Below are 16,106 nucleotides of genomic sequence, written 5' to 3'. Positions count from 1 at the left end.
TATGGAAACTCACAGCCTGATCGAAATGCTCATCTACCTGGCCTCGGCGACACTGATCGTACCGATTGCCGTCCGGTTGGGCCTGGGCCCGGTGCTCGGTTATCTGCTGGCCGGGTGCGTGATCGGCCCGTGGGGGCTGAAGCTTATAACCGACGTCAAGGCCATCCTGGAATTCGCCGAAATCGGCGTCGTGCTGATGCTGTTCATCATCGGCCTTGAGCTCGACCCCAAGCGCCTCTGGGCGCTGCGCCGGATGGTATTCGGTGGCGGCGCGCTGCAGATGCTCGCTTGCGGTGCCGCCATCGCAGCGTTTTGCGCGGCGCTCGGCCTGGGCTGGACGGCGGCGTTGCTGGTGGGCCTGACCCTGAGCCTTTCGTCCACGGCCATCGCCATGCAGGCCATGCGCGAACGCAACCTGAACGCTACCGCAGTGGGCCGCAGCAGTTTTGCCGTCCTGCTGTTCCAGGACATCGCGGCCATTCCTCTGGTGGCCATGATCCCGTTGCTCTCGGCCCATGGCGACACGCCGTCGGGCATGGCCCTGGCGTTATCGATCGTCAAGATCGTCGCCGCCATCAGCGTCGTCGTGCTGCTCGGGCGCTACGTGACACGGCCGCTGTTGCGCTTCGCCGCGCGCTCGGGCCTGCGTGAGATCTTCAGTGCCGTGGCGCTGTTCCTGGTATTCGGCTTCGGCTTTCTGCTGGAAGAAGCCGGCCTGTCGATGGCCATGGGCGCATTCCTCGCCGGCGTGTTGCTGGCGAGTTCCGAATACCGCCACGCCCTGGAAAGCGACATCGAACCGTTCAAGGGCTTGCTGCTGGGGCTGTTTTTCATCGGCGTCGGCATGTCGATCGACTTCGGCACGCTGATCGACGCACCGCTGAAAGTCATCACCCTGACCGTCGGGTTCATCCTGATCAAACTGCTGGTGATCAAGACCGTCAGCCGCTTCCTGAATGTCCCCGCCGGCCAGCGTTCCTGGCAGGCGGTATTGCTCGGCCAGGGCAGCGAGTTCGCCTTCGTGGTGTTCGGCGCCGCGACGTTGGCGGGCATCCTGACCGACCAGTGGGGCAAGAGCCTGACCCTGGCGGTGGCCCTGTCGATGTGCGTGACGCCGCTGCTCATTCTGCTGCTGGAGCGAATCGAGTCGGCCAGCAAGAAAGATCGCCAGGAATCCGACCTCGTCGACCAGCAGAACCCGCGGGTGATCATTGCCGGCTTCGGCCGTTTCGGACAGATCGCCGGACGTTTGCTGATGTCCTGCGGCGTCGAGGTAGTGGTTCTGGATCACGACCCCGACAACATCGAGACGCTGCGCAAATTCGGCGTGAAAGTGTTCTACGGCGACGCCACGCGCCTCGACCTGTTGCACGCGGCCGGCGCGGCACAGGCGGCGGTGCTGATCAATGCGATCGACGATCAGCAAGACAACCTGACGCTGACCCGGTTGGCCCAGGAGCACTTCCCCACGTTGAAACTGGTCGTCCGCGCGCGGGACATGGGCCACCTGATCAACCTGCGGCAGATGGGTGTCGAGGTTGCCGAGCGGGAAACCTTCGAAAGCGCGCTGGCGTTGGGTCGCCGGGCACTGGTGCAGATGGGTGTCGGCGCTTACGAGGCGCGCGAACGCGCCGATCAGTTCCGCCGCTTGAATCTGCAGATGCTCGAAGAAATCGTCGCCCAACCGGAAGATGACCTCACGTTCCGGCACGACGCCTACCGACGCGCCAACGCGTTGCTCACCGAGATGTTCAACGAAGACCGCGCCCGCCCCGTCGACAGCTGGCCGGAACACCATCGAAACGAGACGGATGAGGCGCGTGGCTAGCCGGTCACCACTGACATCAGCACCGGCTCCCTGGGCAACATGGGCAGGCGTTGAAAATCGACTTCTTTCACCACCAGCCGCCATTGCACGTGGCGGCACAGATGTTCGAAGGTTTTCTGCATCAGGGCCAGCGTCAGCGGCTCGCCCGGGCAGCGGTGATAGGTGTAATCCCCGCCGCCCTGGCTGATGACAGAGGTTCTCATGGGGCACTGGCCGAAACGTTCGGGCGCAAAGCTTTCCGGGGTTTTCCAGTGCGCCGGATCACGGTTGGAGCCAAACAGATCGAGCAGCACCCGAGTGCCTTTTTCGAAGCGGTAGCCTCGCCACTCGAAACTCTCGCGCACAAACGCCGCCACCATCGGAAAGAACGCGTAAAAGCGCCGCGTTTCCTCGGCAAAAGCCCAAGCCGCAGCGTCATCGCGAGCAATGCTGGCGCGCCATTGCGGCCGGCGTTCCAGCTCGATCAGCCCGAACAACAGAAAGCGCCCCACCGCCACCACTGGACGCAAGATATTCAGCAGCTCCACTGCCGCTATCCGCGGTGGGAGCAACTGGCCGTGCTCATCGCGATGCCATGCGAGTTGTTGCAGCGGGGTCTGCAGCGATGCTGGCGCCGGGTCTTGCCGACAGTTTTTTATCCAGCGTGCCGCCTGGGCCTCGCAAGCCTTGCGCCGCATCCAGGCGGCCGGCATCCGCCAGTCGACGCGGCCGTTGCCATCGATCAGCGAGGCGAGCCGACGGGTCAACCGCCGCATTTGCCGATCACTCATCATTGGCACGCCGGCCCACTCGCAGACCGATCGACACAGCAGCGCCTCGATCCACGGCAGGAATTCGATCGGCTGGTTCGCCGCAAGCTTCGCCGCCGCTTCGCTCAAGTGAGCCTCGTAGCGGCCGACCAGGCGGTTTACGCTTTCCTTGTCCAGCACGTCGAGAAACAGCTGCTTGCGTCGCGCATGAGGTGCGCCATCGAGACCCTGGACGCCGCCCGCGCCCAACAGGATGTTGCGCAGCGGCGCCGGTGTCGACGTGGGGGTCCGGACGAAGCGCCGCGCATCGTAGAACAGCTCCGCCGCTTCCAGCCCACTGAGGCACAGCGTGCGCCGTCCCAGCAGTCGGGCCTGGAAAACCGGACTGCCATAGGCGACGCAACGCTTGCGTATGAACGGGTAGCCCTCGCGCAAGAAAGCCAAGGTCGAATCAGCCCAGCGGTGGCCGGGAATAGAAGGGTCTGCCATGACGAAATCCTTGCCTGACAACGATATGTCTGGGACATCGCCCGGCTGGACCCTGTTCGATTTTTCAGGCGAATGGAGACTGCCCAGAGGGGCTGCGGCTAAACCATGGCGTCAAGCTCAGCCAACATAGGCGCCGGAATCTGCAGCTCACTGGCCGAGATATTTTCCCGCAGGTGCGCCACCGACGAGGTGCCGGGTATCAGCAGGACGTTGGGCGCACGTTGCAGCAGCCACGCCAACGCGACACACAGCGGCGATGCCTCCAGGCGCGCGGCAACGTTCGACAACGTTTCCGATTGCAGCGGCGTAAACCCACCCAGCGGGAAAAACGGCACGTAGGCGATACCTTGGCGGCCCAGGTCAGCGATGAGTTGTTCGTCGTCGCGGTGGGTCAGGTTGTAGTGATTCTGCACGCAGACCACCTTGGCGATGCCTTGGGCTTCCTTGACTTGCGCCGCCGTGACGTTGCTCAGGCCCAGATGGCGGATCAGGCCCTGGCGCTGCAGCTCGGCCAATGCTGTGAAGGACTCTTCAATCGATCCTTCAGCGGGCGCATGCACATCGCCCATGACCCGCAGATTGACCACGTCCAACACCTCGACGTCGAGGTTGCGCAGGTTATCGTGCACCGCACGGGTCAGCTCGGCGGGGCTCTGGGCTGCGTTCCATGACGCATCGGCGCCACGAACCGCGCCGACCTTGGTCACGATGACCAGGTCGTCGGCGTAAGGGTGCAACGCCTCGCGGATCAGTTGGTTGGTGACATGGGGCCCGTAAAAATCGGCGGTATCGATGTGATTGACTCCGGCCGCCAAGGCTTCGCGCAGCACGGCGATGGCCGCCGCCGGATCCTTGGGCGGCCCGAAGACCTGCGGCCCCGCCAGTTGCATCGCGCCGTAGCCCATGCGGTTGACCGTACGATCACCCAGTAAAAAAGTCCCTGCCTTGTCTGCCCTGCTCATCGCGTCCCCCTTGAATTAGTCTGTGTGAGCCGACTATAGGCGTTGACCACTCCACTGATAATCAGGTGCAATCCGAACGGGTTGTACGACGGAGAGAACAATGGCGACGGACATTCAAGACTTGCTGGCCTTTGTGGCGGTGGTCAATGCGCGGGGATTTCGAGCAGGCGCCCGGCTCAGCGGCAAATCCGCCTCCAGCCTCAGTGACGCGGTACGCCGGATCGAAAGCCGACTCGGCGTGCGCCTGCTCAACCGCACCACCCGCAGCGTGGTGCCGACCGAGGCCGGCGCACGGTTGATGGAACGCATCGTGCCGGCCCTGGGCGAAGTCGAATCCGCGCTGGACGTGGTCAACGATTTTCGCGACCGCCCTTCCGGTACCCTCAGGTTGAACGTGCCGGTCAGCGCCGCCCGGCTGGTGCTACCGTCGATCATCGCGCCGTTCCTGAAAAGCCACCCCGACATCCGCCTCGAAGTGGTTACCGAAGAAAGCTTTGTCGACATGCTGGCGGCCGGGTGTGATGCGGGTATTCGCTACGACGAACGCCTCGAACAGGACATGATCGCGATCCCCATCGGCCCGCGCTTTCAACGCTTCGCGACCGCCGCCGCACCGGCGTACCTCGACGCCCGGGGCCGCCCCGAGCACCCACGGGACCTGCTGCAACACGCTTGCCTGGCCGGCAAGTTCCCCAGCGGCGCCTTGCCGCTGTGGGAGTATGAGCGTGACGGCGAAACCATCAGCGTCGAGCCGAACGGCCCGTTGCTGGTGCGCATTGGCGGCGCCATGGACCTGGCCGTCCAGGCCGCGGTGGATGGACTGGGGATCGTCCACCTGTTCGAGGACTGGCTGTGCCCCTACCTGGACAGCGGTGTCCTCGAACCGGTACTCGAACCCTGGTGGCAGCGCTTTACCGGACCGTTCCTCTACTACCCCGGCCGCCGCTACCTGCCCTCGCCGCTGCGGGCGTTTGTGGACTTCATCAATCAAAACCGCAGCAACCAAGACGCCTGATCCCGGCGGCAGATCCAGCATCTCCATAAACTGAACCACCGCTTTCGCGAGCAGGCTCGCTCCCACAGGGGGCCTGCGGCGCATGCACATCCAACGCCCAATCTCATTTCCAATGTGGGAGCGAGCCTGCTCGCGAAGGCGGCGGCACGTCCAACATCGCCATAACTGAACCACCGTTTTCGCGAGCAGGCTCGCTCCCACAGGGGTCCTGCGGCGCGCGCACATCCAGCGCCCAACCTCATTTCCACTGTGGGAGCGAGCTTGCTCGCGAAGGCGGCGGCACGTCCAACATTTCCATAACTGAACCACCGATTTCGCGAGCAGGCTCGCTCCCACAGGGGGCCTGCGGCGCATGCACATCCAACGCCCAATCTCATTTTCCACTGTGGGAGCGAGCTTGCTCGCGATGGCGGCGGCACGTCCAACATCTCCATAGCTGAACCACCGATTTCGCGAGCAAGCTCGCTCCCACAGGGGTCCTGCGGCGCGCGCACATCCAGCGCCCAACCTCATTCCACTGTGGGAGCGAGCTTGCTCGCGAAGGCGGCGGCACGTCCAACGTCGCCATAACTGAACCACCGTTTTCGCGAGCAGGCTCGCTCCCACAGGGGTCCTGCGGCGCGCGCACATCCAGCGCCCAACCTCATTTCCACTGTGGGAGCGAGCTTGCTCGCGAAGGCGGCGGCACGTCCAACATCTCCATAACTGAACCACCGCTATCGCGAGCAAGCTCGCTCCCACAGGGGTCCTACGGCGCGCGCACATCCAGCGCCCAACCTCATTTCCACTGTGGGAGCGAGCTTGCTCGCGAAGGCGGCGGCACGTCCAACATCGCCATAACTGAACCACCGTTTTCGCGAGCAGGCTCGCTCCCACAGGGGTCCTGCGGCGCGCGCACATCCAGCGCCCAACCCATTTACTCTGTGGGAGCGAGCTTGCTCGCGAAGGCGGCGGCACGTCCAATATCGGCAGCTAACGCTTGCCCAATTCCAATCCCTGCGCCTGCCACAGGGTCTGGAACGGCCCTTCACGCTGGCGCAGTTCATCGGGTGAGCCGTCTTCGATGATTCTTCCGCCCTGCAAGACCAAGATCCGGTCGAACCGCGCGACCGTCGACAGCCGGTGCGCCACTGCCAGCACGGTGCGACCGCGCATCAGGTCGTCCAGGGCCATTTGCACCTTGGCTTCGGATTCCGAATCCAGTGCCGAGGTGGCTTCGTCGAGGATCAGGATCGGTGCGTTCTTGAGGAACGCCCGCGCCAGCCCGAGGCGCTGGCGTTGGCCGCCCGAGAGCATCACGCCGCGCTCGCCCACCAAGGTGTTGAAGCCTTCCGGCAGGTCGCGGATAAATTCTTCGCAATAGGCATGGCGGGCCGCGTCGATGACTTGTGCCTCGGTGGCATCGGGCTGGCCATAGGCGATGTTTTCGTAGATGGTCCGATTGAACAGCGCCGGCTCCTGAGGCACCACGGCGATCTGGCTGCGCAGGCTGTCCTGACTGACCGAGCGCACGTCGCGGCCATCGATCAGGATCACCCCGCTGCGCACATCGTCCAGGCGCTGGACCAGACTGACCAATGTCGACTTGCCCGCGCCCGACGGCCCGACGATGCCGACTTTCTGGCCGGCCGGAATGTCCAGGGACAGATGCCTGATCGCGCCGCGCCCGTCGGCATAGCTGTAGCTGACGTCGAGGAAACGGATATTGCCGCGCCCAGGTTCCAGTTCCGCCGGGGTGTCGCTGAGTGCGTGTGGCTGGACGATGATGCGCAACGTCTCGGCAATCACGCCCATCTGCTGCGAGGTATCCACCAAAGCCAGCGCCAGGTCGCGCGAGCCGTGCAGGATGCGAAACGACAACGCGCTGACCATCACCACATCGCCCGGGGTGATCTGCCCGCCCTGCCACAACAGGATCGACCAGCCGAGCATGCCGCCGGCCATGATCGACAAGCAGATGTCGTGCAAGACCCGGGCTTTTTCCAGGTAGATCCAGCTGCGGCGCTGGGCCTTGGCCTCGACGCCGATCGCCTGTTCGAGCCGGCGCCGCTCGCGGTGTCGGGCGGAGAATGCCTTGATCGTCCAGACGTTGGAGACCTGGTCCACCAACTCGCCACCGACGCGTGCGGCCTGGGAAGCGAAATCGATATGCCGACTGCGGCCGCGCAGCCCCATCACGGTGATCAGCGAGGCCACCACAACCACTGCGCCGATCAAAGCGATTCCCATGGACAGCCGCACGGTAAACAGCACCACCACCGCACCGATGAAATCCACGCAAGGGGGAATAATCTTCCAGGCCAGGCCACCATAGATGGAACCCGCTGCCGCGCCCGCCGAGGAGATCCGGTTGGCCAGGGCTCCGGCGAAATGCTCGGAGAAATAGCGCATCGGGTGTCCGGTCAGGTGATTGAACAGGTCAATCCGCAAGTCCGCGCAACTGGCGACCACCGTCCGGCAGCCCAGGTAGCCGCCCGAACGCCAGAACAGGTTTTCCACCACAATCAGCGCGATGAATACGGTGAACGGCAGCCACACATGCCCGGCCGCCTCCCTGCCCTGGGCCATCGCGTCGACCAGCAGCTTCATGCCGAACTGCACCGCCACGGCGCAACTGGCGGCACCGACAATCAGCACAAACAACGTCGCGAAATGCCACGGCCTGAGGGTGACGTATCGCCACAAAAACGCGATGGCGGTATTCGGCAACGGCGCGCCATGGGACTGATGGCTGTTCACGGCATCTGCACCGTGGCCACGGACGAGGCAAACCGCGCCTGCAGGGCCTTCATTGCCAGCGTCAGTGGATGGAAAGACGCGCGGCTGCCTTCGCTGTCGGCATAGCCAAACACGCCAGTGGGACAATAGCGATCATCGTCCCAACCCGGGTAGTCAAGAAACGGGTACCAGCACATGCCTGCTATCGGAATGCCGCGCTCCATCGCCAGTGCCAACTGCTCGCCGATGTAGTGCAGCCAGGGCACCCGAGCGGTGTCTTCGGCGCCCGTTTCAGAGAGCAGAAGCGGCCTTCGATAACGCTGGTGGACTTCGCTGAGCATGCCCACCAACGGGCGATAATCCGCGCTGCCCGGCTCGATCCGATTGCCGTGCAGGAACCACTGGTTATGCGGATAGAAATTGACGCCGACAATATCCAGGTACTCCTCGCGCCCGCCCAACCCCGGCCAGCTTCTGCCGGTGAGCAGGTCCCACGCCTCGAACTGGGATAACCGATACGCCTCGGCGGCCTCGATATCTTCGGCCCGCCGCGATAAGGACCGCACGTTGATCAGCGGGTCGCACTGGACGAATCGCGCGGCGGGAGTCACCTCGCGAATCGCCTCGATCGCCGCGATACTCGCGCGCACCAACTGGTGCTTGAGCTCCATGCCCCGTTGTCGGGCGGTGGGGTTGAAGTAGCCGACGTCGCCGCCGGCCCAGCTCCAGAAAGATATCTCGTTGATCGGCGAGTAGAACGCCGTCTCGATCCCCTCCTCGCGCATCAACCGCGCGACGGCGCCGGCGAAGCGAGCAAACCGTTCGACGAAGGCCGGCCGCCAGATGTCCAGATCGTCAGGGTAGCCGTAATGGCACAGGTCCCACACCACTTGCACATCGCCGCGCTGGGCGGCGCGCAGCATCGGCAGGAAACTGCTCCAGTCATAACGACCCGGCTGCTGTTCGATCAGATGCCAACGCAAGCCATCCCTGGCGCAGCGAATGCCCAGCTCGGCGAGCCGGCTGTAATCCTGCTCGGCCCAGCGGTCATGGCGAGTCGCGGCGAGCATATCCAGCCGACGTCCATCGGCACGGCGATGGGTGGAACACTCGTAGCCGGCCATCACGAAACTGTTGAAGATCCTCTCCTGCACGCTGCTGTCTCCCAGTGTCTGGATGAAGCCGGGATCAACCCGGCTCGACCTCGTGAGCCCTCGTCACGACCCCTTCGCCCTCGGCGATGCGCTGATACAGCGCCAGCGCCTGACCGACCACCTGATCCATGTTGTAGTACTTGTAGGTGCCGAGCCGACCGAGAAAAGTCACCCCGGGTGTTTCGTCGGCCAGGGCCTTGTAGCGTTTGTACAGCTCGGCGTTTTCCGGGCGCGGAACCGGGTAGTAAGGGTCGCCATCGGCGCAGGGAAACTCGTAGCTGATGCTGGTGCGCGGATGCTCCTGCCCGGTGAGGTGCTTGTACTCGGTGATTCGTGTATAGGGCACGCGCTCGTCCGGATAGTTGACCACTGCCACCGGCTGGAACTGCGGCGCATCCAGCGTTTCATGCTGAAAGCGCAACGAGCGATACGGCAGATGGCCGAAGCAGTAATCGAAGTACTCATCGATCGGCCCGCAATAGACCAGTTCCCGATAGGGGATGCGCTGGCGAACCTCTTTGAAATCGGTCGCCAGCAAGATATCGATGTTCGGATGGGCGAGCATGCGCTCGAACATCCGTGTGTAGCCGTGCAGCGGCATCATCTGGAACTGGTCAGTGAAATACCGATCATCGGTGTTGGTCCGTGTCGGCACCCGCGAGGTCACCGACTTGTCCAGCTGGGAAGGGTCCAGCCCCCACTGCTTGCGGGTGTAGCCACGAAAGAATTTCTCATACAGCTCGCGGCCGATCTGGTTGATGACCACGTCCTCCGAAGTCCGGATCGACTCGACCGGCTCCGCCCGCTGCGCCAGGAAGGCCTCGGCCTGCGCTTCATCCATGGACAAGCCGAACAGCGTATTGAGCGTCGTCAGGTTGATGGGAATCGGCACCCGGTGCTCATCGACCTGGGCCAGCACTCGATGCTCGTACGGGCGCCATTCGGTGAACCGCGACAGGTAATCGACAATGCGCTGGGCATTGGTGTGGAAGATGTGCGGCCCGTAGCGATGGACCAGCACGCCCGCCTCGTCCAAGTGGTCGTATGCATTGCCGCCGATGTGATCGCGACGATCGACCAGCAGCACGCGCTTGCCCAACCCTTCGGCCAGCCGCTCGGCCAGCACGCTGCCGGCGAAACCGGCGCCGACGATCAGGTAGTCGTACGGCGCGCCGCCCTGGGAGTTATCAAGGGAATCGAGGGTTATCGTTGGCATTCGATCTGCTCCTTCATCTGCGCGCAGGTCTTGTCCCAGGACATGCCGTCCAGCGCTTTGTCGGCGTACTGCGCAACCACTCCTGGCTGGGTCCGCAGGTCGAGCGCGGCCTGGATCGCGTCGATGAATCCCTGGGGCGAATCGGCAATCGCGACCACACCACTCTCACCGTAGCCATTGACCACATCGCGGATCGGCGTGGACACCACCGGGCATCCGCCCGCCAGGTATTCGGGCGTTTTGGTGGGGCTGATGAAGCGAGTGGATTCGTTCAACGCGAATGGCATCAACGCCACGTCCCAACCCGCCAGGTACGCCGGCAGCTCTTCATATTGCTTGGCGCCCAGGTAGTGAATATTCGCCAGGCGCGGCAACGTCTGCGGATCGATCTTCACCACCGGCCCGATCAACACGATGTGCCAGTCCGGCCGCTGCGTCGCCAATTCACGTACCAGCTCAATATCAAAACGCTCATCGATGACGCCAAAGAAACCCAGGCGCGGATGACCGATATCGGCCTGGTCCGCCGGGTCGGGAATCGGCTGCCTGGCCGCGGCAAAGTGCGTGATATCAACGCTGCTGGGCATGGCGTGGACGTTGTCGTGATGCTCGCGCTTGGCCTCCCAGAGGCTGTATCCGCCGGTGAACACCACATCGGCCTTGGCCATCAGCCGCCGCTCCATCTCCACCAACGCGGGCGGCGCAAACTTGAAGGCCGAGAGCTCGTCCATGCAATCGAAAATCACCACATTGGCCTCCAGGTGATCGGTGAAGGCCTGGCTCATGGGCGTGAGGTACCAGAGCATCAACTCACTCGGCCAGTGCTCTGCCAGCCAGGCATCGAGCAATTCACGCTGGGTGGCGATCACCTGGGCTTCATCCAGCCCCTCGGGGAGCCTGGGCACCAGCACCGTCACGCCCTCCGCCACCGCATAGCTTTCCAGGTGCGCGGACTGCCGCCCTTCGAATATCGGTTCTTCGAAAAACAGTACGTCGTAGTCCCTGGCCAATCGCGACATCACGTGTTGCGGCCGCTGATAGACAAAGCCCCAGCGCAGGTGCGACAGGCACAACAGCGTAGGTCGCAAGCTCGCGGCGGGCGCGGCGCTGTGATCGGGATGAAGATGTTCTTGTTGATTCATGTGACGTTCCTTTTCTCAAGATCGATGTCTGAAGATTGATGTTTGTAGATCGATGCTGGGCCTACCGCGATCCGGCGCTGCCGCGCCTGGCAAACAAGACCTGGTAACTCCTCTCACGCCTGGCCTTGTGGACGTTTGAGAAAGCCGGTTCCGATGCCGTTCCAAATCTTCTTCCAGCCAGCCGACCAAGTGCACACACCGGTCAGTCAACTGCTCTGAACTCCTGGAGCCCGCCACCACACTCAACAGAACAGGCTGATGTCTCCAACGCGCACCACTGCCGAAAGAGACCGCCGGACAACGCCGAGTGTCTCGTCCAAGAGACACCAGGACAGGGATAATCGAGGGGGACTGAATGATGATTCTGGTGACAGGTGGTGCGGGTTATATCGGCGCCCATGTGGCGGTCGAATTGATGAACCAGGGCGACGAGGTGGTGATCCTCGACAACCTGTGCAACAGCTCCCGGGCAACCGTGCAGCGCATATCGGACGTGACGGGGCGGGAGCCGGTTTTTGTCCATGCCGACGTGAGAAGCCGTCGCGCACTGGACAAGGTCTTCAGGGAGTACCCCATCGAGGCCGTCGTCCACTGCGCCGGGCTCAAGGCTGTGGGTGAAAGCGTGCGTGAGCCGCTGAGGTATTTCGATACGAACGTCAGCGGCAGCGTGACGCTGTGCCAGGCGATGGCGCAAGCCGGCGTGTTCAACCTGGTGTTCAGTTCATCGGCGACGGTCTATGGCGATTGCGCCCAGATGCCCATCGCCGAAACCTGCCCGACCGGGCAGCCAACCAACCCGTACGGCCAGTCGAAACTGATGGCCGAACACGTCATGCGCAGCACCGCCGCCTCCGACGCCCGCTGGTCGATCGGCTTGCTGCGCTACTTCAACCCCATCGGCGCCCATTGTTCAGGCCTGCTGGGAGAGACGCCGACGCAGACCCCCAACAACCTTTTGCCGTACCTGTTGCAGGTGGCCAACGGCGAGCGCGAGGTGCTGCGGATTTTCGGCTCCGACTACCCGACGCCGGATGGCACCGGGATCAGGGATTATGTGCATGTGGTGGATCTGGCCGAGGGGCACTTGCAGGCTCTGGCATTCCTGCGCGAACAGACGGGTGTGCATGTCTGGAACCTGGGCACCGGGCGTGGTTATTCGGTGCTGGAGGTGGTCAGTGCTTTCGAGCGGGCGACCGGGGCAAAGGTGCCGCTGGCTTTTGAAGCGCGTCGTCCGGGGGACATTGCACGGTGCTGGGCGGATCCGGGCAAGGCAGCCGAGCAGTTGGGCTGGACTGCACATCATGGGCTTGAGCGCATGTTGGAGGATGCCTGGCGCTGGCAGCGCCTGAATTTTCCTCGGGTCGAGCCGCGGGAGGTGGTGTTGCGGAGTATTGAGCAAGGGTGAGTTGATTTGGTTTAGGACGCACGGGTGGGTTTGGATTGGGGGCATATCCGTTTTTTTGGTGATGGCTGCTTATGGTTTCGCCCTTACGGCGAGTCACTTTCAAAAAGCGTGAAAGTAACCAAAGCGCTTCTGCCCCACCACTTGGCACCTCGCCTAGGCTCGGTGTGCCCTCACTCCGGCATTGCTCCGTGGGCCCGCCGCGAAGGGCCGTCCCTGGCCCAGCGCGGCTATCCCGGCATCCATGCCGGGATGCCCACTGCGCAATACCTGCGTTCGGCCGTCGTGGTTAACGGGGCCTCCGAGATCAACGTTTGCGGCGAGGCGGCCTTATAGCCGACCTGATTTTGGGTGGACGGACCGCGTTCCAATGTGGGAGCGAGCCTGCTCGCGAAGAGGCCGGTACATCCAACATCTTCATTGCCTGTACCGACGGTTTCGCGAGCAAGCTCGCTCCCACATGGGCTTTGCTATGTGTCTGGAATCTGGCATCCGCCGTAGATCCAATGTGGGAGCGAGCTGGCTCGCGATGAAGCCGGTACATCCAACCTCTTGATTTCCTGTGCCGACGCTTTCGCGAGCAAGCTCGCTCCCACCTGGGCTTTGCTGTGTGTCTGGGATCTGGCGTCCGCCCTAGATCCAATGTGGGAGCGAGCTGGCTCGCGATGAAGCCGGCACATCCAACATCTTCATCGACCGTGACATTGCCTTCGCGAGCAGGCTCGCTCCCACAAGGGAAATGCAAACCACACCAAAACCAGGTCGGCTATAAGGCCGCCTCGCCGCAGACGTTGATCCGGAGGCCCCGTTAACCACGCTGGCCGAACGCAGGCATTGCGCAGTGGGCATCCCGGCATGGATGCCGGGATAGCCGCGCTGGGCCAGGGACGGCCCTTCGCGGCGGGCCCACGGAGCAATGCCGGAGTGAGGGCACACCGAGCCTAGGCGAGGTGCCAAGTGGTGGGGCAAAAGCGCTTTGGTTACTTTCACGCTTTTTGAAAGTGACTCGCCGTAAGGGCGAAACCATAAGCAGCAGCTACAAATAAATGGATATACCCACCAAACCTCGGCGCAACGAAAATCAAGCTCGAGGCAAGCGCATCCCCTGCACACTCAGACAATCGCGCTGATTACGCGCCAGCATTTCAACCGTCAGTTGGTAAGCCTGGTCCGCCGCGTCCTTGAGCAATTGCCAATCCTCCAGACTGATCAATTCATGCAACACCAATTCATCCGCGCGCCGGATCAACGTGTCGTAATAATCTTCGGGAAAGTCCAGGCGATATGCATCGTCTTCCAGCAACAGCCGCCAGGCTTTCAATTCCATCTCAAGGTCGGTTTCACTCACGGGCGGGTGTCCTTCAAAAGTTCGAGCCAAGGGCTCCACCCCGGAAAAAACAGGGTGGAGCCCGCAGTGAAACAAGCCTCAACTCACTTGCGCGAGCAGGTCTTGCCTGATGAAGTCGCGAACCGTGGCCAGGTGCGTTTCCTCCTGCTCCAGGGCATGGCCGAAGCGCTTGGCGATCAGCGGGTGACCGCCCTTCTTCGCCAGCTCGATCAGCAACTCCCAGGCAGCGTTGTCTTCCAGCTCGATGGTCAGGATCGCGCTCATCGACTGGGAAACGGTGGTGCGTGGGTCCGTCAGTACCTGCAGCACGCCCATCGCCTTGACTCCCGCCACGTCCGCGCATGGCGTCATCGCGGTTGGGTCGCCGCCAAGGGTTTCGATGGCTTCGCGCACGATGTTCATGTGTTCGAGCTCCTCGGCCTGGATCTGCCGCAAGGTCTCTACCAACGCCGGATCAGCCCCGGGCGCGGCTGTGGCCTTGGCGACCATCGCCTCATACAGGCGCACGCCGGTGCGCTCGAAGGCCAGGCGTTCGCCGAGCTTGTCCAGCAGCACTTCGGGCGCCTTGCCGATGGTTTTGTCCAGTGCGGTCTTGACCACGCCTTTGACCGAACCCGGTGCCGGTACCGAGCCGATCAGGTCGGCCTCGCGAATGGCGCGCTCGCGTTCTGCCGTGTAGGCGCTCACGTCGCCCGGCACATCCGCCGGAAACAGGCGGGTGGCTTCCAGTTGGCGAGCGGTGTCTTCGGGAGACATCTGGACGCCGGTACGATTCATGCCGATGGTGACTTGGCGTTCGCTCATTGCTGTTCTCCCACTGGGTTGAGTTCGGTGCCGGGCTTGAAGGTGTAGCCGGCGGAGACGATGTTGGCAGGCACGCCTTCGCTGTTGAGCTGGGCGCGGTAGTCGAGGGAAGCGTGGCCTTCGCGTTCCTTGGGCACGTAGTCGATGCCGTGGGCTCGCAAATCCACTTCCCGGGACAGCGTCTCACGGACGAAATCACGCTGGCTCTTGAACTCGATCATGCGCGGCAACTGGCCGCTGAGCACCTCGGCGGGGTCGCGTCGCTCGTACTTCTTGAACAATTCGCAAGCCAGGTTCAAGTGCCCCAGCTCGTAGTCGACGAAGCGTTCCCACATCGCCTTGATCCGTGGGTTTTCTTCCTGCTCGGCGCAACTGGCGTAGGTGTAGACCTCCATCGCTTCATGCACCAGCCACTTCTCCATGAAGGTTTCGCTGGGGTCCTGCAACGAGCCATATTGGGTGACATGCTGCTCTTCCACCGAGGCGATTTCGGCATACAACGCGCGCGCCACCGGGTCGGCAAACAGCGGACCGATGTTCATGTAGTAATCGTGGGTCTGGTATTCCGCACCCGTGATCAGCGCCGCATGGATCTTGGTGATCAGCGCGGCGTTCTCCTTCTTGTAGTTGTCGCGCAGGTCATCGCCGGGGGCACGGTGGTGCTCGCTAGTGGGCCGGCCGGGCACGATGTCCGTGTAGCCTTGCAAGATGTTGTTGGCGTCTTTGCCTTCCAATCGATCAAGCATGGCCGAGTAACGATAGAGGTGGTCGAAATCTTCCAGCAGGCCGAAACGATAGGTCTGCGCCTGATAAGGGTCGGGCTCGTTCTGGGCGACGGCGGCAGTCACTTCGATGGCGACCTGTTCGTAGGCCACGGTGGTTTCAAGCGGCGAATGATCAGCCGACAGTAGCCAGTTTATCGCGGTCATCTGATGCTGCTCGGCGCGCCTTACCTGGGCCAGGGGCAGTTGCAATTCCTTGTGGAAACGCGCGCCGAAATGCTTGAGGCGCAGCGCGTCGGATTCGACGCCGTTCATCAGGATCACCCGCACTCGCGTGAACGCATCGTCATCCAGTTTGCTGATGGGTTTGCCGGCCAGGTCACGCCAGGTAAACGTCTGCTTGTCCAGCGGCGTCCCTTTGTTATCCAGCAGGTTGTCGATTTTGGTCATGGGTCATTTCTCCTTCATCAGAGGCCTCGCGATACGCCGTCGATACAACAGCAGCGGGGACAAAACGAACGACCTTGGGAAATTGCGCGGCTCTCCGTGCAGACGAT

General features: G+C 62.8%; 12 protein-coding genes and 1 pseudogene. 3 read left to right on the top strand and 10 right to left on the bottom strand.

Translation table 11 applies throughout. The annotated features are described in order from the left end of the window. Position 1: 1 nt before the first annotated feature. Positions 2-1,828: a glutathione-regulated potassium-efflux system protein KefC gene (gene kefC / locus J3P86_RS10280; RefSeq protein WP_434700119.1), complete on the top strand. Its 1,827-nt coding sequence runs from the start codon at positions 2-4 to the stop codon at positions 1,826-1,828. On the opposite strand, the gene J3P86_RS10275 is transcribed toward kefC, so the two are convergent. Next, positions 1,825-3,066, bottom strand: a complete 1,242-nt coding sequence (locus tag J3P86_RS10275) for a cytochrome P450 (protein ID WP_434700118.1) — start codon at positions 3,064-3,066, stop codon at positions 1,825-1,827. The genes kefC and J3P86_RS10275 overlap by 4 nt on opposite strands. Before the next feature lie 98 nt (positions 3,067-3,164). Further along, positions 3,165-4,028, bottom strand: coding sequence for an aldo/keto reductase family oxidoreductase (locus J3P86_RS10270; protein ID WP_434624613.1), 864 nt, complete (start codon positions 4,026-4,028; stop codon positions 3,165-3,167). A 100-nt stretch (positions 4,029-4,128) separates the two neighbouring features. On the opposite strand from J3P86_RS10270, the gene J3P86_RS10265 reads away from it, so the two are divergent. Next, on the top strand, positions 4,129-5,043 hold the full coding sequence (locus tag J3P86_RS10265; RefSeq protein ID WP_434700117.1) for a LysR family transcriptional regulator: 915 nt from the start codon (positions 4,129-4,131) through the stop codon (positions 5,041-5,043). A 118-nt stretch (positions 5,044-5,161) separates the two neighbouring features. Here J3P86_RS10265 and J3P86_RS10260 read toward each other — a convergent pair. The 5 genes and pseudogenes from J3P86_RS10260 to J3P86_RS10240 all read right to left on the bottom strand — a co-directional run. Continuing rightward, positions 5,162-5,653 (bottom strand): annotated as a pseudogene (locus tag J3P86_RS10260) (hypothetical protein); the annotation flags it as partial. 362 nt (positions 5,654-6,015) lie between these two features. After that, a complete protein-coding gene (locus J3P86_RS10255; protein ID WP_434700116.1) occupies positions 6,016-7,782 on the bottom strand; it encodes an ABC transporter ATP-binding protein in 1,767 nt (588 codons plus the stop codon). Then, a complete protein-coding gene (locus tag J3P86_RS10250; protein WP_434631399.1) occupies positions 7,779-8,885 on the bottom strand; it encodes a beta-glucosidase in 1,107 nt (368 codons plus the stop codon). The genes J3P86_RS10255 and J3P86_RS10250 overlap by 4 nt, the downstream gene beginning before the upstream one ends. Positions 8,886-8,949: 64 nt before the next feature. Next, positions 8,950-10,131, bottom strand: a complete 1,182-nt coding sequence (gene glf, locus J3P86_RS10245) for a UDP-galactopyranose mutase (protein ID WP_434624619.1) — start codon at positions 10,129-10,131, stop codon at positions 8,950-8,952. Next, complete coding sequence (locus tag J3P86_RS10240) at positions 10,119-11,273, bottom strand: glycosyltransferase family 1 protein (protein WP_434652746.1); 1,155 nt, start codon at positions 11,271-11,273, stop codon at positions 10,119-10,121. The genes glf and J3P86_RS10240 overlap by 13 nt, the downstream gene beginning before the upstream one ends. Positions 11,274-11,631: 358 nt before the next feature. Here J3P86_RS10240 and galE point away from each other — a divergent pair, with 358 nt between their 5' ends. After that, on the top strand, positions 11,632-12,678 hold the full coding sequence (gene galE, locus J3P86_RS10235) for a UDP-glucose 4-epimerase GalE (protein ID WP_434700618.1): 1,047 nt from the start codon (positions 11,632-11,634) through the stop codon (positions 12,676-12,678). A 1,078-nt stretch (positions 12,679-13,756) separates the two neighbouring features. Here the strand turns inward: galE and J3P86_RS10230 are convergent. The 3 genes from J3P86_RS10230 to J3P86_RS10220 all read right to left on the bottom strand — a co-directional run bounded on the left by J3P86_RS10230 (position 13,757) and on the right by J3P86_RS10220 (position 15,999). Further along, positions 13,757-14,023, bottom strand: coding sequence for a hypothetical protein (locus J3P86_RS10230; protein WP_434624625.1), 267 nt, complete (start codon positions 14,021-14,023; stop codon positions 13,757-13,759). 78 nt (positions 14,024-14,101) lie between these two features. Beyond that, positions 14,102-14,827: a ferritin-like domain-containing protein gene (locus J3P86_RS10225; RefSeq protein ID WP_434624627.1), complete on the bottom strand. Its 726-nt coding sequence runs from the start codon at positions 14,825-14,827 to the stop codon at positions 14,102-14,104. Then, positions 14,824-15,999, bottom strand: a complete 1,176-nt coding sequence (locus J3P86_RS10220) for a hypothetical protein (protein ID WP_434603800.1) — start codon at positions 15,997-15,999, stop codon at positions 14,824-14,826. Before J3P86_RS10220 ends, J3P86_RS10225 begins: the two co-directional genes overlap by 4 nt. Positions 16,000-16,106 lie beyond the last annotated feature (107 nt).

Source organism: Pseudomonas sp. D1-1 (assembly GCF_051132225.1).
In the GTDB taxonomy this organism is placed as follows: Bacteria; Pseudomonadota; Gammaproteobacteria; order Pseudomonadales; family Pseudomonadaceae; genus Aquipseudomonas.
This window is presented reverse-complemented; position numbering and strand designations above follow the sequence as displayed.